Origin of the sequence: Flavobacterium lacus, from assembly GCF_003268815.1 — a bacterium.
GTDB classification, from domain to species: domain Bacteria; phylum Bacteroidota; class Bacteroidia; order Flavobacteriales; family Flavobacteriaceae; genus Flavobacterium; species Flavobacterium lacus.
Window position 1 is genome coordinate 91,201 of record NZ_QLSV01000013.1, and the last position, 24,415, is coordinate 115,615.

The following is a 24,415-nucleotide window of genomic DNA, read 5'->3' on the forward strand; positions in this document are numbered from 1 at the left end:
GTTGTTATGTATAAAAATTTACTTGGATTTATATTGATCCAACTTTTTTCATTTGGATTATTCGCCCAAGAGGTAATCGTTAAAGATGCGGTTTCTGGTGAAAAACTGGAAGCCGTTACCTTCAATTCAAACCAACCTAAAATTTCAGCGGTCACAAATAAAATGGGAGTTGCAAATCTTACCGATTTTAAAGAAGTAAAGCAAATTCACATCAGAATGTTAGGGTATGAAACCTTGACAATGAGCTACAATCAACTTGAAAGAGCAGGGTTTAAAGTGTTTTTAACTCCCGAAAATACCTCGTTAAACGAAGTCATTTTATCGGCTTCAAAATGGGAAGAAACCAAAAAAAGTATACCAAATTCCATCGTCACTTTTAAACCAAAAGACATCATTCTAGCTAATCCGCAAACTACAGCCGATTTGTTAACTAATACCGGAAAAGTATTTGTCCAAAAAAGTCAATTAGGTGGTGGAAGCCCGATGATTCGTGGTTTTGCAACCAATAGAGTTTTAATAAATGTGGACGGAATTCGAATGAACAATGCGATTTTTAGAAGTGGAAATGTGCAAAATATTATTTCGATTGATGCCAATTCGATACAAAATACCGAAGTCATTCTTGGTCCTGGAACAGTAATTTATGGTAGCGATGCAATAGGAGGAGTAATGAATTTTTATACATTAGAACCCGAATTCACGCCCAACAAAAATCAATATTATTTTGGAAATGTAATGAGTCGATGGTCGTCTGCCAACAACGAAAAAACGTTGCATTTTGATTTGAATGTTTCTTCTAAAAAATGGGCTTTTGTTACTTCGGCTTCATTTAGTGATTTTGAAGATTTACGTATGGGAAATCATGGATCAGATGCGTACACTCGACCCGATTATGTGCAAACTGTTGATGGTATTGATGAAATTATCGTGAATAGTAATCCTCAAAAACAAGTTGCTTCGGGTTATAACCAAATCAATTTTATTCAAAAAGTAGCATATCAGCCCAATGAATTTTGGAAATTTACTTATGCTTACCATTATTCCAGCACCTCCGATTTTAATCGATATGATCAACTATTACGACGAAGAGACGGAAACCTTCGCTTCGCAGAATGGTATTACGGCCCACAAGATTGGTCGATGCACCATTTAAAAATTAATTATACTAAGGGTAATAAATGGTTTGATAAAGCACAGTTTAATGCTGGTTTTCAACAATTTGAAGAAAGTCGTCACAACCGAAACTTTAACGGTTTAACCCGAATCAGTAACGTTGAAAATGTAGATGCATATTCTGCAAATATTGATTTTATTAAAAAATTTGGATCAAAAAATAGAATATCATATGGCTTAGAATACATATTGAACAATGTGAATTCCATTGGTTTTCAACAAAATATTCAAACACGCGAACAAGTTAATGCTCCTTCTCGCTATCCGGATGGTTCAAAATGGCAGTCATTGGCGGCTTATTTACAATATGAAAATAAATTAAATGATAAATTTACGTTTCAGTCCGGAATACGTTTTAATCAAATTTGGTTAGATGCAACGTTCGATAAAACATTTGTAGATTATCCGTTTGACGAAACAAATATTAATACCAGTGCATTTACAGGAAGTTTGGGTTTTACTTATTTGGCTACAAAAATTACAGCTTTATTTTTTAATGCAGGAACCGCTTTTCGTTCACCGAATGTGGATGATGTGGGAAAAATTTATGAAAGTACACCCGGAAATTTAGTGGTTCCCAATCCGAATTTGGAATATGAATATGCTTATAATGCCGAAATTGGCATTCAACAAAAAGTTGGAAAATCGATTTCGTTTGATGTAACCGGTTTTTACACGCATGTGATTGATGCGTTGGTACGAAGAAATTTTACGTTAAACGGAGAAAGTACGATCGAATTTCAAGGTGAAGTAAGCAACATTCAAGCCATTCAAAATGCAGCAAAAGCAAATGTTTATGGAATTCAAGCCGGATTAAATGTTGAAATTTTACCTCAACTGCATTGGAAAACCAATGCCAATTGGACCAAAGGTGAAGAAGAATTAGACAATGGCGACACTGCTCCACTTCGACATGCCGCTCCATTTTTTGGTGATTCTCGCTTGATTTTTAAAACTAATAAATGGACAACAGATTTATTTTTAGTGTATAATTCAACGATTAAAGCAGAAGATTTAGCTCCTTCCGAAGTGGAAAAAGAATACTTGTATGCAGCCGATGCGAATGGAAATCCGTATGTGCCAAGTTGGTATACACTAAATCTAAAATCAGTTTATAAACTCAATGAAACATGGTCGTTTTCAGGTGGAATTGAAAACATAACAGACCAACGTTATCGTCCGTATTCGTCAGGAATTACTGCTGCTGGTAGAAACTTTATTTTAGCTGTACGAACTGCATTTTAACAAAAAATCCTATCACAAAAATGATAGGATTTTAAACTTATAAAAAAGTAAATTTATTTTTTACTCCACTCAGCAATACTTTCTTTATTCATTTTAACATAATCGGCATTTCCTACTTTTTCAGCTGCTTCTAAGGAAACTTTTGCCGTTTCAATCGCACCTTTTTTATCACCCGCTTTCGCTTGAATTTGAGATTTTAAACGGTTATACCAAAATGGTGTTCCTTTAGCCGCTGTCATTTCAGTTGCTTTGTTTACATATTCTAACGCTTTATTGATATCACCATTTGATTGATAATAGTATTGAGCAGAGGCAAAAAAGTCACTTGCAGCTGGCCCGGCTAGTACTTTATCAATGTTGGCCATCGCTGTCTTTTTAGTTGGCACTTCAAATTTAACGGCGGCTACCGTTTTTTCCCAAGAAAACTCTAAATGAGCAAAATCATTGTCTACATTGTTCAGTGAAATTGTAAACGTCTCTACATGACGGTTCAAGGTTTCCGGTTTAACATTCACTCGTGCAGCTACTTTAGCTTCATCAAATTTTTCAGGTGTTCCCCAATTTTCTGTATCCGTATAAAATACAACTTCCCAATTGTCTGCTTTTGGCGTAACAAAAAGAGCATATTTTCCCTTCTTAAGTGTTTTTCCGTCCACGGTTACATCATCACCAAAGGTGATCATCGAGTTTTGATTGGCACCCGTTCTCCACATTTTTCCAAATGGAACCAAATCACCAAAAACAGCTCTACCCTTTGCACTCGGACGACCGTAATCAATTTCAATATCCGTTAAACCAACAATTTGTTCAAAATTTGCTCTCGGACTCGCTGCAGGAGTTTTTACTTGTGCCGAAAGAGTGAAAGAAGCAACAAAAAATAACGCTGCTAGTACAATTTTTTTCATAATTAAATAAGTTTAGTTAATTCTTCAAATTTACGGCTTCCTATTTGCAGAAACTGTTAAAGAAAATATAAATCGAAAATATTCTGTTTAACAATTAATGCTAAATATTAAACAATATTATATCTTTACAGAAAAAATGAAAATATACACCTTACACACGAAACAAAACCTTCCGATTACTTTAGAACAAGCATGGAATTTTTTATCAAGTCCAAAGAATTTAAAAACAATTACTCCAGATTACATGGGATTTAACATCCTAAGCGGGGCAGACAAACCAATGTTTCCGGGGCAAATCATTCAATATATTGTTACTCCCGTTTTAGGAATTCCAACCAAATGGGTTACCGAAATCACACATGTGCACGACAAAGAATATTTTGTAGATGAGCAACGATTTGGCCCTTATGCTTTATGGCATCATAAACATTTTTTAAAAGAAATTCCTGGAGGAGTTGAAATGGAAGATATTGTAGATTATAAACTTCCTATGGGAATTCTAGGACAATTGGTTCACCCAATTTTGGTTAAACCAAAGTTAAAAGAAATATTTGATTACCGTCAGAAAAAATTAATTGAACTTTTTGGAGAATATAAAGGATAAAAAATGAAAAATATTTTATTAATAGGTGGTTCCTACGGAATTGGGTATGCCATCGCTAAAGAATTACAATTTGAATGTAAAGTCTTTGTAGCATCAAGAACTTTTGAAAATAAAGAGGATTTGAATGTAACGCATCTTCCGTTTGATGCTTCAACCGATATGTTAGATACTTCAAAACTACCTAACGTTATTGATGGATTGGTATATTGCCCGGGAAGCATCAACTTGCGACCATTCAAAGGCATTAAACCTGAAACTTTTGAAGCAGATTTGAATATCAATTTTATTAGTATGGTCAAAGTAATTCAAACTATTTTACCAAATTTAACCGCTTCTGAACAATCGAGCATTGTGGTTTTCAGTAGTGTTGCCGCTAGTATGGGATTGCCTTTTCACACTAGTGTTGCCGCTGCAAAAGGAGCGATTGAAGGGTTTGCAAAAGCATTGGCAGCCGAATATGCTCCAAAAATTAGGGTGAATGTGATTGCTCCTTCCTTAACGGATACACCATTGGCAGATAAGTTTTTGAACAATGATGTGAAACGTGAAAAATCAGCAGAACGTCATCCGCTCAAGCGATTTGGTACAACCGAAGACATGGCTCAAATGGCTACTTTTCTGCTAAGTGATAAAAGCACATGGATTACGGGACAGATTTTTCATGTGGATGGCGGAATGTCAACCTTGCTAGTAAATAGTTAACTTTGACTTGTTACCATTAACCCATTACCCAAATTATGACAATTTTCTGGTTCCGAAGAGATTTACGTTTAGAGGACAATATCGGTCTTTTTCATGCTTTAAACAGTGCTAAAGAAGTGCTTCCTATCTTCATTTTTGATGAGTATATTCTGTCTCAATTACCAAAAGACGATGCTCGTGTGACATTTATTCACGTGTTACTTTCTAAAATTCAGAAGCAATTAGAAGAAAAAGGAAAATCATTGGCTGTTTTTCATGGAAAACCAATTGACATATTTCAAAAATTAATTGCTGAAAATAATATTTCGACAGTTTATGTGAATCATGATTATGAACCGTATGCTCGTAAAAGAGACAAAGAAATTTATCAGTTATTTAAGAAGAATGAAATTGAGTTTAAAACCACGAAGGACCAAGTTATTTTTGAAAAAAGCGAAGTCGTAAAAGATGACGGACTTCCTTATGTTGTGTATACTCCTTACTCCAAAAAATGGAAAGAAAAGTTTAAAACGATTCGATTAGTTCATCATGAATCTGATAAAAAGCTAGATAAAATTGGGCTTCACACCTACCCTTTTTTGAGTTTGAAAGATATCGGTTTTAAATCTTCCACTATAAAAGTTCCTCCTTTTGATGTTTCACATCAATTGATAAATAATTACGAAGCTACTCGCAATTTTCCGGCTGTTTCGGGAACTTCGATGCTTGGAGTTTATCTGCGATTTGGAGCTGTTTCCATCCGAAAAATGATTGCAAAAGCCATTGAATCAGAAAATGAAACCTTTTGGAACGAACTCATTTGGCGGGAGTTTTTCATGCAAATTCTATGGCACTTTCCTCATACTAACAACAAAAGTTTTAAAGAAAAATACGATCGAATTGAGTGGAATAACAATGAAGATGATTTTAAAAATTGGTGCAAAGGTAAAACAGGTTACCCAATGGTGGATGCCGGAATGCGAGAACTCAATACCACCGGACACATGCACAATCGGGTGCGAATGGTTGTTGCCAGCTTTTTATGCAAACACCTTTTAATCGATTGGCGTTGGGGCGAAACTTATTTTGCTCAAAAATTACTGGACTATGAACAAGCCAGTAATGTAGGTAACTGGCAATGGGCAGCGGGTTCCGGGGTGGATGCAGCTCCTTATTTTCGGATTTTTAATCCAACTGAGCAAATTAAAAAATTTGACAAAGATTGGAAATACATTAAAAAATGGGTGCCGGAAGTTGAGAGTGTTAACTACACAAAACCCATCGTTGACCACAAAGAAGCACGGGAAAGATGTTTAAAAGTATATAAAGAAGCTGTTGGGTAATTTAAAATAAGTAAAAATGAATGTGGTTTGGTTCAAAAGAGATTTGCGATTATTTGATAATGAAGCTCTCTTTAGAGCTTTAGAATCTGATAATCCAACGCTTTTGCTTTATATTTTTGAACCGTCTTTACTCAATGATCATCATTACAGTCAACGTCATTTTGATTTTATAAAACAATCGTTGGAAGAACTTCAACATCAATTAAAATCGTATCAAACTCAACTATTAATTATTGAAAGTGAAGCGGTTGATGCGTTTGAAAAAATCAATCAAAATCAATCCATTACAAATCTATTTTCGCATCAAGAAACCGGAATTAACCTCACATTCGACAGAGATAAAGCAGTTGCTTCATTTTGTAAAAAGCATAACATTGTATGGAATGAATACATCACCAATGGCGTAGAAAGAGGATTGTCGAATAGAAAAACCTGGCGAGACGATTGGTGCGAATTTATGGATGTAGAGCCTTTTCCATTTCAACCCAAATTGAATTCATTTTTATCGAGCGAAGATTTTGGAAAAATTAGTTCAATTTTCGAAAGTGTTTCAATAACTACTGCCAAAAATACACCTTTTCAAAAAGGAGGAACTTCCGTCGGAATGCGGTATTTGAATTCATTTTTAAAAGAACGAGTTGCAAATTACAGTAAACACATTTCTAAACCCGAATTAGGCAGACACAGTTGTAGCCGAATTTCACCTTATATTGCTTGGGGAAATTTATCTATTCGGCAAGTTTGCCAGTTGGCTTTAAAATTTCGAGACCAGAAAAAAAATGTGCGTCAAATTGATAATTTCGCTTCACGTTTACGATGGCAAGCTCATTTTATTCAGAAATTTGAAATGGAATGCCACATGGAATTCATAGCAGTAAATAAAGGTTATCGAAAGCTTAATCAAAGTGTAATTCCTGAATTTCATCAAGCTTGGATAACCGGAAGAACAGGCGTTCCCTTGGTCGATGCTTGTATGCGATGCCTCAACACAACCGGTTACTTGAATTTTAGAATGCGGGCTTTGGTGGTTTCATTTTATACCCATCACTTGTTTCAACCGTGGCAAAATTGTAGTCCGCACTTAGCCAGACAATTTCTTGATTTTGAACCGGGTATTCACTATCCTCAAATTCAAATGCAAGCAGGCGTGACCGGAATTAACACCCTACGCGTTTACAATCCGGTAAAAAATTCTTATGAACACGACCCGGAAGGAATTTTTATCAAAAAATGGATGCCTGAACTTTCCAAAATCCCAACCGAATTCATTCACGAACCTTGGAAATTGACCCCCATTGAACAAATGCTTTATGATTTTGAAATTGGAACAGATTATCCGTTTCCGATTGTGAATTTAGAAGAAGCCAGACGATTTTCGAGTGATTTCTTTTGGTCAATGCGAAAAAACGGAGAAGTAAAAAAAGATGGAAGTCGGATAATTGATAAACATACGCTACCCAACAAAGTGAGTAAACGTTAATTTATAGGTTCATTCGTTTAAATTCACTACCTTACAAAAAATAAAAACCAACTAATATGAACAAAAATGTAATTCTTGCAACTGTATGCACCACTTTATTTTTAATTTCTTGTGGTAAGAAGGAAGAACAACCGGCAGATACAATCATCATTGAACAACCTGCTGAAACTCCTACTCCCGCTCCCACTGAGCCTGTTGAACAAGACGGAACATCGTTGGAAATTGGAAAAGACGGTGTAAAAATCAACACCAAAGATGGTGATAAAAAAACCACGATTGATGTATCTGATAAAGATGCAAAAGTAGAAATTAAGGACTAAATTTAGTAGATTCCCCTTCAAAAGAGGGGAATTTTATTTAACTAATGCTCCTAATCTTATCAAAACTCAATTCGTTAAAATGACTGATGACTTCATCAGCTAATGAGTAATCTTGAAGTTTTGAATTTACACTTTCATAACCCACACAATATATTCCGGCTGCTTTGGAGGCTAAAATTCCGTTGGTACTATCTTCTATCACAATACAATGCTGAACGGCAGTTTTTGCTAATTCGGCTGCTTTAAGAAAAATAGCAGGATGTGGTTTTGATTTTGGAAAATCTTCTCCTGAAACTTTGTAGGTAAAGTATTTATCCAAATCAAATCGGTTAAAAATACGTTGAATCGTCACATTGGCTGAGGAAGAAGCCAAAACCAATTGCATTCCGTTAAAGTGTAGTTCTTGGATTAAATCTTCCACTCCATCCAATAAATACAAATCTTCTTTTTGATCAAAAGCCTCATTAAATAAGTTTCGTTTGGTTTCTACTAAGGTTTGAACATCTTCTTTCAAATTGTAAATTCCTTTTAAGCGTTCGTAAATATTTTTGGTGGAATTGCCTGTAAACGAAGCATACATTTCAGGTGAAACGTCAATATTTAATTGTCTAAAATGTTGAACATACGCAAAGTGATGCACCGGCTCGGTGTCAACGATTACGCCATCCATGTCGAAAATTACGGTTTGTATCATTTTTTTTGAGGGGCTAAGGTTCTAAGGTTCTGAGTGGCTAAGGTTTTAAAAGTTCTAGATATTAATTTCATAATGTAAATCAGTGACGTCCTCAGTACCTTAGTACCTTTGAACCTAAGTGCCTACTTTTTCAACAAATACCGCACCACCGTTTCCGCTGCATACAACCCGAAAAGGCAAGGCATCCAACTGTTGGTTCCGTAAAATGATTTTTTAAAGTTTTTCCCGTCGGTCATTTTTAGACTGGATTCATCTTGAATTTCAGAAGAAAAAACGACTTTTAACTTGTCGATTTTTACTTCTTTCAATCGTCTTTTCATCGTTTTGGCCAGGTAACAGTTTTCAGAATTACCAATGTCAGTTACTTTTACTTTAGAAGCATCCATTTTTCCGCCAGCTCCCATACTGGAAATTATTTTGACACGTTTACGTTTTGCTGCAATAATCAAATTCAATTTAGGTGTAATGCTATCGATACAATCTAAAACGTAATCAAAATCTTCGGTAATTACGTCAAAAGCACGTTCCGGTGATAAAAATTCTTCTAAACGAGTAAGATTTAATTCAGGATTAATATCCATTAATCGATCGCCAACAATCTGTACTTTTGGTTGACCAATGGTAGAATGCAAGGCTGGTAATTGCCGGTTGATGTTGGTAATATCTACGACATCACCATCTACAATGGTCATACTTCCAACGCCGGCACGAGCGAGAAATTCGGCTGCAAATGAGCCAACTCCGCCTAAACCTACTACGAGTACGTTTGCATTTCTTAAATTGTTTAATCCTTCTGTTTTAAATAAGAGCTCTGCTCGTTCTTGCCATTTAGCCATTGCTAGGTAATAGGTTAAAGGTTATGGGTAATCGGTCTATCGTCCATTTTCATTCTAAAAACTTTTTCAAAATTTGTTTGAATGATTGACTTTATTTCTTCAATTTCTATGCTTTTATAGTTCGCTGCTAGTGCGTAAACTTCTTCTAATGATTCTTCAATTGTATCGGTTTCCAGAAACAATCGATTGTTTGGTACGGATTGAAAAACCGATTTTAACTCTGGATTTCGCAATAAATATTTCCCGAAAGAAAGATAAAAACCGTTATCCAAAAGTTGTTTTGCTGTTTGTTCGTTTTTGGAAAATCCGTGAATAATCATTGGAACTGTAACCTTTTGTTCCTTTTTGATTTGAATGATTTCCTGAAAAGCAGCAACGCAGTGCAAAACTAAAGGTTTTTGATGTTTTTCTGCTAATAAAATTTGTGCTTTGAATACTTTTTCTTGAATTTCCATTGGAATTTCAATTCGTTTGTCTAATCCGCATTCGCCTAACGCGAGGCAATTTGAGAGTGAGAGTTTTTCGTTAATTAATTGTAAATCGGAATCTAATCTACTTTCATCAATATACCAAGGATGAATTCCGATGGAATACAATGGGATTTTTTCATCAAATTCCCATGGGTATTGATTGACCAACTCAAGAATGTTTTCTTGGTTGGTGTAGCTGTGCGTGTGGAGGTTAAAGAGTTTTGACACGGTTTTCATGGATTAAAAATTTCAAAAAGTAAAGAGTAGAAATATTATTTCTTAAACGCCTTTACCCCTGCTTTTATTTCTACTTTCAAATCATTTTCTTGAGGAACGATTGGGCAGGAATAGACTTCGTTGTAGGCACAATAGGGATTGTAGGCTTGGTTGAAATCAATTGTCCAGTTCTTTCCTTTTTGGATTTCGAGGTCGATGTAGCGGCCGCCACCATAACTTTCCACACCGGAAGTGAAATCAGTGAAAGGAAGAAATAAACTGTTTTTGTAACCCGGTTTTTTAGAGAATTCGACGTTTTGATAAACATTTAGTTGACACGGAATTCCGTCGAGTTCGAAGTGGAGTTCGCCGTATTTGAGGTAAATTGGTTTTCGGGAAGTGGTGGTTTTCATTTCAAACGGCTTTTCCTTTTTGGTTCGGATGAACTTGGCTGTCACAAAATAGTTTTCGTTGATTGGAAAAAATTCTAATTCTTTGAAAACGGCTACATCTTTTTTCTTGAGTGGACTTTTGGCAGAATCGGCGTAATGTTCATTCATATTTTTTTGAAATTGAATGACAGAATCGCGTTCAAATTTATGTTGGGAAAAAGCAAATTGCGTGAGCAAGAAAAGAAAGACTACTTTTTTCATTGTTGTGTTTTTACAAAAATAGGAAATTGATTGGTAGGTTTGAATCAAAATATGCGCAGAAAAATGTTCTAGTGAAATGCGTAATTAACGACATTTCTAGCCCGAATAGTAGTGGAAAGCCTTTTGCAGTCTAGTTGTATTTTTTCTAGCTAAAAAAGAGCGACTAGCAGAAGCTCCTTTTTTGGCTTAGAAAAAAAAAACTAGACAAAAAAGCTTGGAACGGATAGCCGGAATAGCTCCTGAAAAATCATAAACATTTTTTGTTTAACTGTTCGCTTTTTAAACACACGCAACTTTGTACCTTTGCAGTACTCAATTTTTACCGATGCTCAAAACTGCTTTTAATCGTTATATCAATTCTTTTCGAGGTTTTAGGAGGGAAATTTGGATCTTAACGTTGATTACTTTTATCAATCGTGCGGGTACGATGGTGTTGCCGTTTTTGTCGAAATACCTCAAGGAAGATTTGGATTTTAGCTATGGCGAAGTGGGATGGATTATGGTTTGCTTTGGTTTGGGCTCGATGTTGGGTTCCTATTTGGGCGGAAAATTATCGGACAGTATTGGTTTTTATAAAGTCATGGTTTTTAGCTTATTTGTGAGCGGTTTGCTGTTTTTTGCTCTTCAATTTATTACTTCTTTTGCCGGATTATGTGTTGCTATGTTTGTCATTATGACGGTAGCCGATATGTTTAGACCAGCCATGTTTGTTTCGCTAGGTGCGTATGCAAAACCCGAAAATCGAACGCGAGCCCTGACTTTGGTGCGTTTGGCAGTGAATTTAGGTTTTGCCGCCGGACCCGCTTTGGGCGGATTGATTATTATGAATATTGGTTATCACGGTTTGTTTTGGGTGGATGGTGCTTCCTGTATTGTTGCGATTTCTATTTTCTGGATTTTAGTGAAAGAAAAGAAAAAAGTGGTTGATTCAAGTGTTTTTGTGGATGAATTGCCAGTGAAATCGGTTTATAAAGACCGTCCGTTTTGGGTTTTTTTAATCGTAAGTTTTATTACAGCGATGATTTTCTTTCAATTGTTTACAACGCTTCCACTCTATCATCAAGAACAATATGGTTTAACGGAATTTCAAACCGGTTTACTTATGACTTTGAACGGTTTCTTGATTTTTTTGTTAGAAATGCCGATTGTAAATTATTTTGATCGCAAAAAAGTGAACAAGGTAAAAATCGTGTTGTTTGGCTCACTGTGCATGGCGTTGAGTTTTTATGTTTTACTGATTAACGTGTGGGCCGGTGTTTTATTGATTAACATTTTGTTTTTGACTTTTGGTGAAATGTTTGCTTTTCCGTTTTCCATTTCGTTTGCCTTGAGTCGTGCTCCTCGCGGTCAAGAAGGCCGATACATGGCTTTTTATACGATGAGTTTTAGTTTGGCTCACATTATGAGTTCTAAAACCGGTATGGAAGTCATCGCTCATTTTGGTTATCAAGTGAATTGGATGGTAATGGGAACGCTTGGCTTGGTTGCTGTTGGTTGTTCGGTTTGGGTGATGAAGATGGTTAGGGAGGAATAAGTAAGGGTTGTAGGTTATTGGTTTTAGGTTGGCTGTTGTAGTCTGTTTCTTTGCCACGAAGAAATTAAGGCACTAAGCTTTTAATGGCTATTATGATGATTATTACTGCGAATGAAATCTGCCGTCTTCTATCTTCAATCACATCCAAAACTTAATTTATAGTTAAATAACTAATTTTATAGTTGCATAACTAAAAATATAGTTGTAGGTTTGTTTTAAACTTTACAATTATGCAAAAGCTCACCAATAAAGAAGAAGAAATCATGCACATTTTATGGAAGCTCGAAAAAGCTTTTGTCAAAGATGTGATGGCCGAAATTACAGAAGATCAACCGCATTACAATACCTTATCTACTATTATTCGGAATTTGGAGGACAAGGGATATGTTTCGCATCACGCGTATGGCAACACACACCAGTACTTTCCTATCATCAGCATGGAAAAGTACCGCAAGACCTTTATGAATACTGCGATTGAGCATTACTTCAACAACTCCTATAAAAATATGGTTTCGTTTTTTGCGGAAGAGGAAAAAATTTCTGCCGAAGAACTCAGAGAGATTTTAGCGATCATCGAAAAAAAGAAATAATATGGAAAACTGGTTAATTTATTTCGCAAAAATAAATGGTTTACTAGTTGTATTCTATTTGATGTATGTTCTGTTTTTAAGAAAAGAAACCTTCTTTACATCCAACCGTTGGTATTTACTATTGGGATTGATTTCTTCGTTCGTCTTGCCATTGATCACATTTACAAAAACCGTTTGGGTGGAAAGTAAACCGTTCATTTTCCGGGAAATGACCAATTTTGAACCGGTTATTATTAAAAATGCAGTTGAAATTGAAGAAACATTTAACTGGAATGAACTATTTATTGCTTTTTATTTGCTAATTACTCTTGTTGTTTTATTTAAAATAGGTTTTGAGGTGATTTCTTTTTACAAAAGCATTAAAAATCAGCAAAGCATAAAAGAAAAGCATTTTACTTTAATCCATTCTTCAAATACTAACAACCCGTTTTCTTTTTTTGGCTATATTGTTGTGAATCAGCAACATTTTTCGGAGGAGGAATTAAATCACATCCTCATTCACGAGTCCATTCATGTAAAACAAAAACATTCCTTTGATGTGCTTTTATCAAGAATTATGTGTGCCCTTTTATGGATAAATCCTGTGGTTTGGTTGTACCGAAAAGCAATCATTCAAAACTTAGAATTCATAGCCGATCATGAAACATTCTTAACGATTAACAACAAACACGCTTATCAAAAAACCTTATTAAAAGTAGTCACCAATAACAAGCAATTAACCATCACCAATCAATTTTTTCAATCATTAATCAAAAAACGAATCGTTATGTTAAACACCAATCCCTCGCACAAAAAGAACTCTTGGAAATATGCTGTAGTACTTCCTGTTTTAGTTGCTTTTACGTTACTTTTTCAAATTGAAATAGTCGCTCAAGAAAAAGAAAATAAAGTTAAAGAAACAACCTATGCCGTTTCTTCCAGTTATTCCTCTATTCTAACCAAAAATACTTCTGATCGAGAAATTAAAGAATTAGAAAAAACTTTTTCAGATGAACGACAAAAACTAACCATTTCAAATGTAAAACGAAACAGTAACGATGAAATCATTGCCATTAAATTAGAATTTGATTTTGGGAAAACCTACAATCGCGTGATGGAGCGTAAATCGGATAAAGGAATTAATAGCATCAAAATCTATATTAATTCGGATGAAAATGACGATTTGGATTATGGTTTTGAAGATGTAGTTCATATCCCAATTAATGTTATTCTAAAAGAGGATAATACTATCAGTAAAGAAACATTAGAAAAATATATGAGTTTACTTAATCTTTATAAAAACGGCCAAGAAGTTGTTTTGATTTTAAATGGTAAAGTGCATGAATCGGTTGATAATGTAAAAATTGATTTAAATGACGAGATCGGCGACATGAAAGAGATTTCGGCAAACGAATTTGAAAAGAAATATAATAAAAAAGCTGCTAAAGATAAACTCTATTATGAAGTAAATACCATTAAGTTGCCATCGGTTAAAGTAAGTTATAATGAATTGACTAAACCATCCGAAGAGAAGGGTTTGTTTCTTTACAACTATATTTTAGAAACGCCTGATTCTAATAAGAATAGGGACAAAACAAAAGAAAAAAACACTTCCGGTTTTGGTGTTTCCTATGAAACGTCTGATTCAAAAAAAAATAATTTTAAAACAAAAGAAAAAGACAAATTTGGAAATAATGTTTATTACGAAACTGTAGTTTCCTACGAAACATCTCGTCCTACAGAGAATATCGAGCTTATTAAAAAAAACAAATCAATTGACTACAAAAAAGCATTAATTTATTTTGATGGTAAAGAAATCAATTATTCTGATTTTGAAAAAATAAACCCCAATATCATTTCATCTGTATCAATATTTTCTGATAAAGATCATGCAATCAAGAAATATGGTGACGCTGGCAAAAATGGTGTAATAATACTCGAGTCTACTGATTTTTATAAAAAAAATAATCCAGTTGCAAAAGAAAACAGTGACAATATTGATTTTATACTAGGTGATAATGAAGGATTTACAATCTCTAAAAACTCTAAAAAAGAAGATTTAGATTTTTATAAATCAACTTTAGCCAAAAGTAATATTGAATTCAACTATTCCGGCATAAAGCGAAATGATAAAGGTGAAATTACATCCATATCGATAAATTTAAAACAAAAAGAAAGTAAATTAAAACGAAACTTTAAATCAAGCAAACCAATTCCCTCACTATTTATAGGTAAGAAAAAAGGTTCTGTGGTTATTGAAGAAACCAACTAAAATTATAAATCCCGTTCGCACGGGATTTTTTTTATCTTTATAAAAAATTAAACGATGTTTCCACTTTTAGCAAAACTGAACAAAGCTCTACTTCCGAGTTTTACTAAACAGCATTTAGATTTAGCCAATGCCAAAAAATGGCAAATGGCTATTATCGGTTGGCGATATTTTGTCACATCACGAGCATTGGATGTAAAAAATTAATAGGTTATCGCTGCAAAAAAAGGATATTCTTTTATTTTTTCTCTTCCGTTTAAGAACGATAATTCCATTAAAAAATTGACTTGTACGATTTCGCCGCCTAATTGTTCTACTAATTCGCAAACGGCTTTGGCGGTTCCGCCGGTTGCTAACACATCGTCGTGAATTAACACTTTATCGCCGGGTTGGATAGCATCAGTATGAATTTCCAACGAATCAAATCCATATTCCAATTCATAAGAAGCCGAAATGGTATCAAAAGGAAGTTTTTTGGGTTTACGAACCGGAATAAAACCCGCGTTTAATTGTTGAGCCAACAGCGTGGCAAAAAAGAAACCACGACTTTCTACCCCTACCACTTTGTCAATTTTTTGATGATCTAAGCTTTGTAAAAGAAGTTGCAAGCATTCCGAAGTTGCTTTTGAACTACCCAATAATGGCGTAATGTCCTTAAAAACAATACCCTTTTTCGGAAAGTCAATGATATTACGAATATATTTTTCAAGAGCCATAAAAAAGTGATTTTTAAAGTAAATTTGGTTTGCAAGTTACACAAAAATAACTATATTTGCACCCGAATTAAGGCCTCGTGGCGCAACTGAATAGCGCATCTGATTACGGCTCAGAAGGTTACTGGTTTGAATCCAGTCGAGGTCACGAATCAATAGTAAAAAAAGAAAAAACGCCAAGCTTGCTTGAGCGTTTTTTTGTTTTTACTATTTTCAAAGCGGAGCTTTATTGGATGTTACTCGCAAAATCCAGTCGAGGTCACTTAAGAATGAAAAGCCCACGCGATAGCGAGGGCTTTTATGTTAGAAATCTGAATGTTGAGCTTGCTCATAAAATTCAGATCCCAATCAAGAGAAGTTTTTCAATCTTTGTTTGAAAAAACTTTTCATTTCTACTGCGGAGTTTATGCTTGAATAACGAAGTTAATCCTGTCGAGGTAAGTAAAAAATTGTATTTTTTTATCACGCTGGATTAAAAATTACAATTTACTAATATAACTCCCGTATAAATCTTTAAATTGAAATCCTACTTCTACTCTATCCTTACTGAGTTTATTAAACTCTACCAAACCCCATAGAATAAATTCTTTTAGAAAATAGACATCTTCTTTCGGAAAGTCCGCTTGGTATTTTCCGATTAAATCGTTCAAAGGTGTCACCGCATCCAATTGTTTTTGGTATTCTGAATCATTTGCATCATCTAACAATTCGAAACCGGATTCTGAAAAAAACCATTCTACTACTTTGGCATACGGACTGACATCGGCATCACGCTCCAATTTTTCAATTTTTGGAAAATAGGCCGGGAAAAATTCATGAATTGCATCTGAAATTAAATCCAATGCAACAGCAACTGCTCCTACTTGTTCTCCTTCGTAAACCAATTCAACTTTACCGGTTATGGCTGGGATAATTCCCATAAAATCGGACAAACGAACTGTAGTTTTGTCCAATCCGTGTTGCAATGCTCTTCGTTCTGCTGTTGAAATTAAGTTTTCATACGCTGTGATAGTCATTCTTGCCGAAACGCCACTTTTTGAATCGATATAATCACTTTCACGAGCTGAAAACGATATTTGCTCCAACAAATCTTTTGCCAATGAAGGTACATGTACCCTTTGTAATTGAGACGCATTTATCTTTGCCTCCTGCTCTGTGATTCTTCTGGAAATTGAAATACTATCCGGGTAATGCGTTAAAATTTGTGAACCAATTCTATCTTTCAATGGGGTAACAATGCTACCTCGATTGGTATAATCTTCGGGATTTGCAGTAAAAACAAATTGCATATCTAAATTTAAACGAAGTTTGTAACCCCTGATTTGAATATCGCCTTCTTGTAAAATATTGAACAAGGCAACTTGAATTCTAGCTTGTAAATCAGGCAACTCATTGATTACAAAAATACAGCGATTGGCACGCGGAATCATTCCAAAGTGAATTACTCTGTCATCAGCGTAGGCTAATTTTAAATTTGCTGCTTTAATTGGATCAATATCCCCAATTAGGTCGGCAACCGTTACATCCGGAGTGGCTAATTTTTCAAAAAAACGCTCCGATCGATGCAACCACGTAATTGGCGTTTCATCACCTTTTTCGTTTATTAAATCTTTTGCAAACCTTGAAATGGGTTGGAATGGGTCATCATTTATTTCAGAATCAGCAATAATCGGAATGTATTCGTCCAACAATTCTACCATTTGTCTTGCCAAACGCGTCTTTGCTTGACCGCGAAGACCGAGTAAATTAATGTTATGTCTTGATAGTATTGCACGTTCTAATTCAGGGATTACCGTATTTTCAAAACCATGCACGCCTTCAAAAAGTGGTTTTTTCGCTTTTATTTTTTTAATTAAATTATCTCGAAGTTCCTCTTTAATACTTCTTGATTTCCAACCTACATTTTTTAATTCACCTATCGTTGTAATCGTTTCTATTTTCATTTTTTTTTAATATGTTGTTTGTAACGGTCAAAAAGTCACTATTTATATACTTTTCTATTTTCGAGTTCGCTTTTTTCTATTCGATTCGTAATCTTCCAAAATCATTCCTCCCAAACCTTTCAAACCAGAATAAAATGCTTTTCCTTGATTGGCCTCGGTGAACGTATCAATAAATTGCTGTAAGTAAGCATCTTTGGCAATCATAAACGTTGTAATTGGAATGTTCAATTTTCTGGCTTGTGCTGCTTGGTTGTAGCATTGTTCGACGATATAGGAATCTAAGCCATTGGAATTCATGTAATAACTTCCATCTTTTTCTCTTACACAACTTGGTTTTCCATCAGTTATCATAAAAATTTGTTTGTTAGCATTTCGTTTTCTGCGTAACAAATCCATCGCTAATTGCAAACCTGCGACAGTGTTAGTATGGTAGGGACCAACTTTCAAATAAGGCAAATCTTTAATTTCAATTTGCCAGGCATCATTACCAAAAACAAGAATATCAATCGTATCTTTTGGGTAACGAGCCATGATAAATTCTACTAACGCCATGGCTACTTTTTTTGCAGGAGTTATACGATCTTCACCATATAAAATCATACTATGACTGATATCTATCATCAAAACCGTACTCATTTGAGCCTTGAAGTGAGTATCTTCAACCACCAAATCATTTTCGGTTAATTTGAGATCGCCTATTCCATTATTAATTTGAGCATTTTTCAAGCTTTCAGTTAAAGAAATGCTTTCAACGCTATCGCCAAAATGATAAGCTCTAAAATCACCGGTTTGTTCTTCGCCATTTCCCGAGTACTTGGTTTTATGATTTCCAGAACTAGAACGCTTTAAATCACCAAAAAGTTGCTCCAAAGCTTGTTGACGAATTGCTCTTTCTGTTTTCGCTGTAATGCCAATGCCTGGCGTTCCATCGTCTTTGAATTCTTCTCTGATGTATCCTTTTTTCTTTAAATCTTCAATAAAGTCATCAACTGTATAGTTTTCATCTGTTAATTGATAAGTAACATCCAGCTGTCTTAACCAATCAATCGCTTCATCAAAATCGCCTGAAGTATGCATGATTAATTCTTTAAAAATTTCAAACAATTTATCAAATGGTGTTTGAAATTTAGCTTCATACGTTTTAAAACGAAATCCTTTTTTTATAGTATTTTCCATTGATTATAAATTTACAATTTCTCCGTTGATTCGAATTATAACGAATATTAATTTTTAGTTAAAATAAATTTGACCATACTTACTTAAGGAAGAATTGACGGTAATTAGTTTAAAAAATTAAACCATCTTGTATCATTTCATTTCACTTTCAATCTTATCTTTGAAAAAAATAAATTAATGGCGTCTAATTTTTTAATGGAAGAAACTTTCCAAAACATAACTTATAGTTCATTAGAAATTCGATACAAAGAATTTGAGCTTTGTACTTTTGAAAATTGTGATTTTACAACGTGTGATTTCACCGGAGTCATGTTTGTTGATTGTGTTTTTAAACACTGTAACTTCAAAGAGACAAAAATTAATTATGTGTCTTTACGCGGTGTAAATTTTAATTATTGTGATTTTACATCGGTTAATTTTGCGATGACCGATCAAGTGATTTATGATTTCAATTTCACGAATTGCCTCCTAGATTACGCTCAGTTTTATGCATTAAAACTTAAAAAAATGCACTTTATCAATTGTAGTATGATTTCGGTTGATTTTATGAAGAGCGATTTATCCGAAGCTTTATTTGACAATTGCAATTTGAGAAGAGCTGTTTTTATTGATACAAACCTTCAAAAAGCCGACTTCTATTCGAGTTACGATTTTGTATTGGATCCGGAAAAAAATAAAATGAAAAGAGCAATCTTTTCGACCGAAGGCTTAAAAGGATTGCTCTCTAAATATGATTTGGTAATTAAATAATTATTTCAAGATAATAAATTCGCAACGCCGATTGATGGAATGTTCCACTTCCGAACAATTGTCGCCGCACTTAATTAACGGAACACGTTCACCATATCCTTTTGACCGCATGCGATTTCGGTTAATTCCGTTTGAAACTAAATATTCCAAAGCAGCACCTGCTCTATCTTGCGACAAACGCAAATTATAAGCATCTGAGGCTCTAGAATCAGTGTGAGCACCCAATTCGATTACCATTCGTGGATATTTATTCATAATTGCCACTAAGACATCAAGAGTTCGAGCTGCTTCTTCTTTGATATCCCACTTATTCAAGTCAAAATAAATGTTTTCCAACTGGATATAGACTAAACCGTCGTCTTTAGTCACAATAATTTCTTCGGCATCATCATAGGATTCAATTTCTAATTCAATTGTAAAACGAACCCTTCCATCATCAGTTGTTTCAAAAATTTGTTCTTTGGATGCGTAAAAATCTCTATCGGCAACAATTTTATACTTTGTATTGGGTTCGGAGTTAAATACATAATCAGCGTCTGCTCCTACTACTAATTGACCGATTAATTTATCATCCATATCAAATAAAGTTACCGTTGTTCCCGGAAGAAGTTCTTTGGTCACTTTATCTCGCACATCTCCTTCTACTATGAATCTGCGTTCGTTTTCTTCACGAATAAAAGAATAGAGATTATCGCTCCCTTTTCGATTGGAAGCAAAATACCCCAGATTTTCTTCTGCTTTTACAACATAAGCAAAATCATCCATTCCAGTGTTAATGGTTTCTCCTAAATTGATGGGTTTCGCAAAAACTTCATCATAACTACGTGCCATAAAAATATCCAAACCGCCTAATCCTTGCAAACCATCTGAAGCAAAATACAATGTTCCATCGTCTGCTATAAAAGGAAATTGCTCTCTGTGAATAGTGTTAATATTATTGCCTAAGTTTTGTGGTTCTGTAAATCCGCCGTCTTCTAAAATATCAACATAAAACAGATCAAACGAGCCAAGTGATTCGGATCTATCGCTTGAAAAATACAATTTCTTTTCATCCGCACTCAAAGCGGGATGTTGTGTTGAAAACTGATTGCTAGAAAAAGGTAATTCTGTTACGTTTGTCCATTCATTTTCTATAAATTCTGCTTTAAAAAGTTTAACCGATGCAAATTTTTCATCACCAACTTGAACCTGCTCATCACTGGTTCTACTAAAATACATTGTTTTACCATCTTTGGTAAAAACAGCATTACTCTCGTGTGTTTTGGTATTGATTTGCTCAGAAAAAGGTTTGATATTTTCTAAGATTCCATCTGTTGAAACTGTGGCTTCATACAAATCTAAATACGGCTTTTCGTTCCATTTGTACAGTGGACTTTCAGCATTTCGCAAAGAAGCGAAAACAACTTTCTCTCCAAAAAAGGAAATTCCGAAATCGCCCGTACTGTTGCTTCTCGTCATTTGATTGACCTTGTAATTATAGGGTACAATATTGTTGAGATGCTCTTTGAATTTTTTGGTGTCGACAGGATATTTCAAGTAATCGCTCATGATTTTATCGCCTTTTTCGTAATCATCGATTCCCTTTAAGGCATGAGCATAACGAAAATAATAGTCCGGTTTTACACTGTCTTTGTATTTAAAAACCAGATTTCCATAATTATCTGCGGCAAACTTCATTTGAGCATTGTAATAGTAACAATCGCCTAAATTCTGTAATACACTTTGGTCTTGATTTTGCTTAAACTTTTCATACATTTTAGCTGCTTCCACGTATGCTTTGTTGGCAAAAAGTTCATTTGCTTTTTTGATAGTTGGTTTTTGAGCCAAAATAAATTGACTCATCAACAAAAAGAAAATTATATAGTTGCTATTTCTCATTTTAATTTCTTTAGAAAAATCGTGGGGATTTATCGTAGCCATTGTTCTTTCCTTTTTTGTTCAAATCAAACAATATCATAATTTCATGACTTCCGGAATTGAAATTTCCCAAGTTAGAAAGCGTGTAATCATAAGCATAACCAACCCGAAGCGAAGGCGAAACTTTAAAATTCACTAATCCGCTCACAGAATCATCCCATCGATATCCGGCTCCAATTTCAAACACATTATTGATTAAAAAATTGCTTGTAATATCAAAAGACATTGGTGCTCCGGTTGCCGCTTTGGTCATAAAGGCGGGTTTGAATTTTAAATTATCATTCAAATTAAACACATAACCACCTGTAAAAAAGTAGTGAATTTCTTCAACACCGGTTGCTATAATTCCGTCTTGTCGTTCTAAATGTTTGGTTCGTAATAAATTCGGACTGGATAAACCTACATAATAATTTTCACCAAAGTAAAAAGCCCCTACTCCAACGTTAGGAAAAGTTCTGCTTAAATTATTGGCAAAGGCCGGATCGGGAAGATCGTCTGAATAAACAAATCCGTCAAAACTTGTATTAAAAAAAGTGGCTCCTCCTTTTATTCCAAAGGAAAGTTTATTAGTTTCATTCAATTTTAAAACATAAGCAAAATCGACAAAAACGTTGGTTTCATTCACTACATCACCAATTTGATCGTGGATAATAGAAAGTCCCATTTCAATCTTTTTAGCAATAGGCGAATGAGCAAAAAATGAACCTGTTGTTGGTCCGCCCACCGATCCAACCCACTGTGCACGATAAAGAGCTCCAAAATTAATTACATCCGGATTGTCTGTTGCATAGGCAGGATTGAGCACACTCATATTATACATATATTGCGTGTATTGCGGATCCTGTTGCGCTTCTGCCACAAACGAGAAGAGCAACAACAATAATTGAATTTTATATTTCAAAAGTTTTTTCATAACCAATGTTGTAATTATCTGCTTAAATAAACCCTTCCTTGTAATGGTTCTCTAATTCCGTCATTAAAATTGATGATAAAGAAATAGACGCCTGCGGGAAGTTTGTTCCCACCAACTTGAATTCCTTTGTCTGATGTTCCATCCCAATCTTGAGACCCTGCATTTCCTTTGTAAAGGATGCTGCCGTAACGATTGAATATTTCTAAATCGAAATTCGGATACAATGTTCTGATATTTTTAATCACAAAAAAGTCATTAATTCCATCATCATTTGGTGAAAAACCATCGGGAATAAGTATGTCTGTGCAATTTCTAATTGATACCGTTACCGCTAATCGGATGGTACTTTCACAACCGGTTGAAGATTGAATGGAAGCATAATAAATTTGCCCATCAACCAAAACTGTTGAATCAGAATAGGCATTTCCATTCAAAGGAGCATCATACCAAATAATGGTTTGGCCACTATCGATGTTGTTGCTTAAATTGGCAATGGTAGCATTTACATCTTCACAAAATGAATTTCCTCCTTCAATAAGTTCAGGAGTTTCTACATTTTCTATGGTTAATGTTACTGCATTAAAAGTATGACCTGGTGTGCCACAAGGATTTCCTGTATTAGAATTTATTTGATTGATGGAGATCGTAATTTCACCGGCATTTATTATTATGTTGGATGGAATTACAAAGCTAGCTTGTCCATTCAAAAATTCAACAGAAATTGTTTCATTATATGAAATTGCTCCGGTTATTTGATAGGTTAATTGGTATGTTCCGTTTGCTAAATTTATTGCATTTATAATTGAAACAGTTCCATCAGAATTTGCACAAAGTGCAGTTAACGTAACCAATGCTTCTGTTACGGTTGCAGCCGGTAAAATTTCAAATGAAGCAGAAATAGCCGGATTCAAATTATCACAAGGTAAAGTTTCACTTGTAATTGAATTAAAAGTCAACGTATAATTTCCTGCCGTTGGAAATACAGAAGCAGGAACTGCAAATTGACCTGAACCTCCGGTAATAGCAACATCTCCTGAATTTCCGGTAATCGGATTTGCATTCGGAATAGAATAAATAAATTGATAGGTACCGTCAGCCAAATTAGTTGCTCCTGAAATTTGAACGACAACTTCCGTTCCAAGACAAACATTTTGAATAGTCAGGTTACTAATTTCCAAAGTTAATAATTGTAAGATTTCAATTTCAAAAGATAATCCTAATAATACTGTTTCACAATTTGTATCCGTATTTAGAATAGAATTAAAAACTAGAGTAGTTGCTCCGGGATTTGCCAATTGTGCGGTATCGATTTCAAAACTCACTTCGCCATCAATAACTGTTAACAATAAGATTTGATTGTCTACTATATTACTTCCTGAAAGCGAATAATTTAAAGAATAATTTCCATCTGCTAAATTGAAAATGGTAACCGTAGAATTTTCGCCTTGACAAATAGGTGATAATACAATCACATCTTCCGGAAGAATTTCCGTTCCTTGAATAATGATTAATTGCACAGGCTCTGAATCTTTATTACAATCGGTCTCAACTGTATAAATAAAATTATACGTTCCCGGCGATAAATTGGTGATCGTTATTACATTTGAAATAGTTGCTCCTTCATTATTTGTCCAAGTACCATCTGCTTGTTGAGTTCCATCTAATAATGTATTCAAATCAAATGTTCCTTCCGAAGCACAAACACTTTGAATGCCGCTAAATGTTCCTGCATTTGCGGTTGATTCTAATGTTACCGTGACACTCGCTGTACTATTTGCACATGGTGGCGTGCCGGTGATTGTATAAGTATACGTGTCTGCTGCATCCTGACTTGGGTCGAAAATTCCTGTGCCACTCGCTAAAGCCGGTGACCAAGTTCCACCTGTCTCCGGGTTGTTTCCTAATAATGTGAATAAATCAAAACTTGCGTCGGTTTCACAAACTATTGTGGCTCCATCGGTTCCTGCATTTGGGATTGGATTGATGGTTACCGTTACCGTTGTGCTTTGTG

The 24,415-nt window shown here is 34.7% G+C and carries 22 protein-coding genes and 1 tRNA gene; 12 read left to right on the plus strand and 11 right to left on the minus strand.

Annotated features, from left to right (window positions below):
* The first annotated feature begins 6 nt into the window (after nt 1–6).
* Nucleotides 7–2,418, plus strand: a complete 2,412-nt coding sequence (locus B0I10_RS12645; protein WP_112086877.1) for a TonB-dependent receptor plug domain-containing protein — start codon at nt 7–9, stop codon at nt 2,416–2,418.
* Nucleotides 2,419–2,471: 53 nt separating this feature from the next.
* Here B0I10_RS12645 and B0I10_RS12650 read toward each other — a convergent pair whose 3' ends face one another.
* Nucleotides 2,472–3,323: a DUF2911 domain-containing protein gene (locus B0I10_RS12650; protein ID WP_112086878.1), complete on the minus strand. Its 852-nt coding sequence runs from the start codon at nt 3,321–3,323 to the stop codon at nt 2,472–2,474.
* A 136-nt stretch (nt 3,324–3,459) separates the two neighbouring features.
* On the opposite strand from B0I10_RS12650, the gene B0I10_RS12655 reads away from it, so the two are divergent.
* Genes B0I10_RS12655 through B0I10_RS12675 form a run of 5 tightly spaced genes read left to right on the plus strand, consistent with a single transcriptional unit; the run spans nt 3,460 to nt 7,751 of the window.
* A complete protein-coding gene (locus tag B0I10_RS12655; protein WP_112086900.1) occupies nt 3,460–3,927 on the plus strand; it encodes an SRPBCC family protein in 468 nt (155 codons plus the stop codon).
* Nucleotides 3,928–3,930: 3 nt separating this feature from the next.
* Nucleotides 3,931–4,629 carry an SDR family NAD(P)-dependent oxidoreductase gene (locus tag B0I10_RS12660; protein WP_112086879.1) on the plus strand — a complete coding sequence of 233 codons (699 nt, stop codon included), beginning with the start codon at nt 3,931–3,933 and terminating at the stop codon, nt 4,627–4,629.
* A gap of 35 nt (nt 4,630–4,664) precedes the next feature.
* Nucleotides 4,665–5,951, plus strand: a complete 1,287-nt coding sequence (locus B0I10_RS12665; RefSeq protein WP_112086880.1) for a cryptochrome/photolyase family protein — start codon at nt 4,665–4,667, stop codon at nt 5,949–5,951.
* Nucleotides 5,952–5,967: 16 nt separating this feature from the next.
* Nucleotides 5,968–7,431: a cryptochrome/deoxyribodipyrimidine photo-lyase family protein gene (locus B0I10_RS12670; RefSeq protein WP_112086881.1), complete on the plus strand. Its 1,464-nt coding sequence runs from the start codon at nt 5,968–5,970 to the stop codon at nt 7,429–7,431.
* A 56-nt stretch (nt 7,432–7,487) separates the two neighbouring features.
* The gene (locus B0I10_RS12675; RefSeq protein WP_112086882.1) at nt 7,488–7,751 is read left to right on the plus strand and encodes a hypothetical protein; all 264 of its coding nucleotides are present in this window, start codon (nt 7,488–7,490) and stop codon (nt 7,749–7,751) included.
* 37 nt (nt 7,752–7,788) lie between these two features.
* Here B0I10_RS12675 and B0I10_RS12680 read toward each other — a convergent pair whose 3' ends face one another.
* The 4 genes from B0I10_RS12680 to B0I10_RS12695 form a co-directional block, all read right to left on the minus strand.
* Nucleotides 7,789–8,445, minus strand: a complete 657-nt coding sequence (locus tag B0I10_RS12680; protein ID WP_112086883.1) for an HAD family hydrolase — start codon at nt 8,443–8,445, stop codon at nt 7,789–7,791.
* Nucleotides 8,446–8,567: 122 nt separating this feature from the next.
* On the minus strand, nt 8,568–9,281 hold the full coding sequence (locus B0I10_RS12685; protein ID WP_112086884.1) for a tRNA threonylcarbamoyladenosine dehydratase: 714 nt from the start codon (nt 9,279–9,281) through the stop codon (nt 8,568–8,570).
* 14 nt (nt 9,282–9,295) lie between these two features.
* A complete protein-coding gene (locus tag B0I10_RS12690; protein WP_112086885.1) occupies nt 9,296–9,988 on the minus strand; it encodes a TatD family hydrolase in 693 nt (230 codons plus the stop codon).
* 35 nt (nt 9,989–10,023) lie between these two features.
* Nucleotides 10,024–10,620, minus strand: a complete 597-nt coding sequence (locus tag B0I10_RS12695; protein ID WP_112086886.1) for a DUF1684 domain-containing protein — start codon at nt 10,618–10,620, stop codon at nt 10,024–10,026.
* A gap of 325 nt (nt 10,621–10,945) precedes the next feature.
* Between B0I10_RS12695 and B0I10_RS12700 the strand changes: the two genes are divergently transcribed.
* The 4 genes from B0I10_RS12700 (at nt 10,946) to B0I10_RS12715 (ending at nt 15,199) form a co-directional block, all read left to right on the plus strand.
* The gene (locus tag B0I10_RS12700; protein WP_112086887.1) at nt 10,946–12,154 is read left to right on the plus strand and encodes an MDR family MFS transporter; all 1,209 of its coding nucleotides are present in this window, start codon (nt 10,946–10,948) and stop codon (nt 12,152–12,154) included.
* Nucleotides 12,155–12,384: 230 nt separating this feature from the next.
* Nucleotides 12,385–12,744, plus strand: coding sequence for a BlaI/MecI/CopY family transcriptional regulator (locus B0I10_RS12705; protein WP_112086888.1), 360 nt, complete (start codon nt 12,385–12,387; stop codon nt 12,742–12,744).
* Nucleotide 12,745: 1 nt separating this feature from the next.
* Nucleotides 12,746–14,995 carry a M56 family metallopeptidase gene (locus tag B0I10_RS12710; RefSeq protein ID WP_112086889.1) on the plus strand — a complete coding sequence of 750 codons (2,250 nt, stop codon included), beginning with the start codon at nt 12,746–12,748 and terminating at the stop codon, nt 14,993–14,995.
* Between the two features lie 54 nt (nt 14,996–15,049).
* A complete protein-coding gene (locus B0I10_RS12715; RefSeq protein WP_112086890.1) occupies nt 15,050–15,199 on the plus strand; it encodes an SsrA-binding protein in 150 nt (49 codons plus the stop codon).
* Here B0I10_RS12715 and B0I10_RS12720 read toward each other — a convergent pair.
* A complete protein-coding gene (locus tag B0I10_RS12720) occupies nt 15,196–15,708 on the minus strand; it encodes an adenine phosphoribosyltransferase (RefSeq protein ID WP_112086891.1) in 513 nt (170 codons plus the stop codon). The genes B0I10_RS12715 and B0I10_RS12720 overlap by 4 nt on opposite strands.
* A 71-nt stretch (nt 15,709–15,779) precedes the next feature.
* Between B0I10_RS12720 and B0I10_RS12725 the strand changes: the two genes are divergently transcribed.
* A tRNA-Arg gene (locus B0I10_RS12725) sits at nt 15,780–15,853 on the plus strand.
* A 331-nt stretch (nt 15,854–16,184) separates the two neighbouring features.
* Here B0I10_RS12725 and B0I10_RS12730 read toward each other — a convergent pair.
* Together B0I10_RS12730 and B0I10_RS12735 are read right to left on the minus strand one after the other, a co-directional pair.
* Entirely contained in the window at nt 16,185–17,648 is a 1,464-nt protein-coding gene (locus B0I10_RS12730) for a sigma 54-interacting transcriptional regulator (RefSeq protein WP_112086892.1), read from the minus strand.
* A 54-nt stretch (nt 17,649–17,702) separates the two neighbouring features.
* Nucleotides 17,703–18,824, minus strand: coding sequence for a vWA domain-containing protein (locus B0I10_RS12735; RefSeq protein WP_112086893.1), 1,122 nt, complete (start codon nt 18,822–18,824; stop codon nt 17,703–17,705).
* Between the two features lie 177 nt (nt 18,825–19,001).
* Here B0I10_RS12735 and B0I10_RS12740 point away from each other — a divergent pair, with 177 nt between their 5' ends.
* Entirely contained in the window at nt 19,002–19,574 is a 573-nt protein-coding gene (locus tag B0I10_RS12740; RefSeq protein WP_112086894.1) for a pentapeptide repeat-containing protein, read from the plus strand.
* Here B0I10_RS12740 and B0I10_RS12745 read toward each other — a convergent pair whose 3' ends face one another.
* From B0I10_RS12745 to B0I10_RS12755, 3 genes are all read right to left on the minus strand, one after another.
* On the minus strand, nt 19,575–21,494 hold the full coding sequence (locus B0I10_RS12745) for an OmpA family protein (protein ID WP_245942994.1): 1,920 nt from the start codon (nt 21,492–21,494) through the stop codon (nt 19,575–19,577).
* On the minus strand, nt 21,463–22,404 hold the full coding sequence (locus B0I10_RS12750; protein ID WP_112086895.1) for a PorP/SprF family type IX secretion system membrane protein: 942 nt from the start codon (nt 22,402–22,404) through the stop codon (nt 21,463–21,465). The genes B0I10_RS12745 and B0I10_RS12750 overlap by 32 nt, the downstream gene beginning before the upstream one ends.
* 14 nt (nt 22,405–22,418) lie before the next feature.
* A partial coding sequence (locus B0I10_RS12755) for a gliding motility-associated C-terminal domain-containing protein (RefSeq protein WP_146740355.1) occupies nt 22,419–24,415 on the minus strand: 1,997 nt, incomplete at its 5' end.

Coding starts and splice junctions, on each gene's coding strand:
- B0I10_RS12645 (WP_112086877.1), top strand. CDS start 7: ATGTATAAAAATTTACTTGGATTTATATTGATCCAACTTTTTTCATTT.
- B0I10_RS12650 (WP_112086878.1), bottom strand. CDS start 3,323: ATGAAAAAAATTGTACTAGCAGCGTTATTTTTTGTTGCTTCTTTCACT.
- B0I10_RS12655 (WP_112086900.1), top strand. CDS start 3,460: ATGAAAATATACACCTTACACACGAAACAAAACCTTCCGATTACTTTA.
- B0I10_RS12660 (WP_112086879.1), top strand. CDS start 3,931: ATGAAAAATATTTTATTAATAGGTGGTTCCTACGGAATTGGGTATGCC.
- B0I10_RS12665 (WP_112086880.1), top strand. CDS start 4,665: ATGACAATTTTCTGGTTCCGAAGAGATTTACGTTTAGAGGACAATATC.
- B0I10_RS12670 (WP_112086881.1), top strand. CDS start 5,968: ATGAATGTGGTTTGGTTCAAAAGAGATTTGCGATTATTTGATAATGAA.
- B0I10_RS12675 (WP_112086882.1), top strand. CDS start 7,488: ATGAACAAAAATGTAATTCTTGCAACTGTATGCACCACTTTATTTTTA.
- B0I10_RS12680 (WP_112086883.1), bottom strand. CDS start 8,445: ATGATACAAACCGTAATTTTCGACATGGATGGCGTAATCGTTGACACC.
- B0I10_RS12685 (WP_112086884.1), bottom strand. CDS start 9,281: ATGGCTAAATGGCAAGAACGAGCAGAGCTCTTATTTAAAACAGAAGGA.
- B0I10_RS12690 (WP_112086885.1), bottom strand. CDS start 9,988: ATGAAAACCGTGTCAAAACTCTTTAACCTCCACACGCACAGCTACACC.
- B0I10_RS12695 (WP_112086886.1), bottom strand. CDS start 10,620: ATGAAAAAAGTAGTCTTTCTTTTCTTGCTCACGCAATTTGCTTTTTCC.
- B0I10_RS12700 (WP_112086887.1), top strand. CDS start 10,946: ATGCTCAAAACTGCTTTTAATCGTTATATCAATTCTTTTCGAGGTTTT.
- B0I10_RS12705 (WP_112086888.1), top strand. CDS start 12,385: ATGCAAAAGCTCACCAATAAAGAAGAAGAAATCATGCACATTTTATGG.
- B0I10_RS12710 (WP_112086889.1), top strand. CDS start 12,746: ATGGAAAACTGGTTAATTTATTTCGCAAAAATAAATGGTTTACTAGTT.
- B0I10_RS12715 (WP_112086890.1), top strand. CDS start 15,050: ATGTTTCCACTTTTAGCAAAACTGAACAAAGCTCTACTTCCGAGTTTT.
- B0I10_RS12720 (WP_112086891.1), bottom strand. CDS start 15,708: ATGGCTCTTGAAAAATATATTCGTAATATCATTGACTTTCCGAAAAAG.
- B0I10_RS12730 (WP_112086892.1), bottom strand. CDS start 17,648: ATGAAAATAGAAACGATTACAACGATAGGTGAATTAAAAAATGTAGGT.
- B0I10_RS12735 (WP_112086893.1), bottom strand. CDS start 18,824: ATGGAAAATACTATAAAAAAAGGATTTCGTTTTAAAACGTATGAAGCT.
- B0I10_RS12740 (WP_112086894.1), top strand. CDS start 19,002: ATGGCGTCTAATTTTTTAATGGAAGAAACTTTCCAAAACATAACTTAT.
- B0I10_RS12745 (WP_245942994.1), bottom strand. CDS start 21,494: ATGGCTACGATAAATCCCCACGATTTTTCTAAAGAAATTAAAATGAGA.
- B0I10_RS12750 (WP_112086895.1), bottom strand. CDS start 22,404: ATGAAAAAACTTTTGAAATATAAAATTCAATTATTGTTGTTGCTCTTC.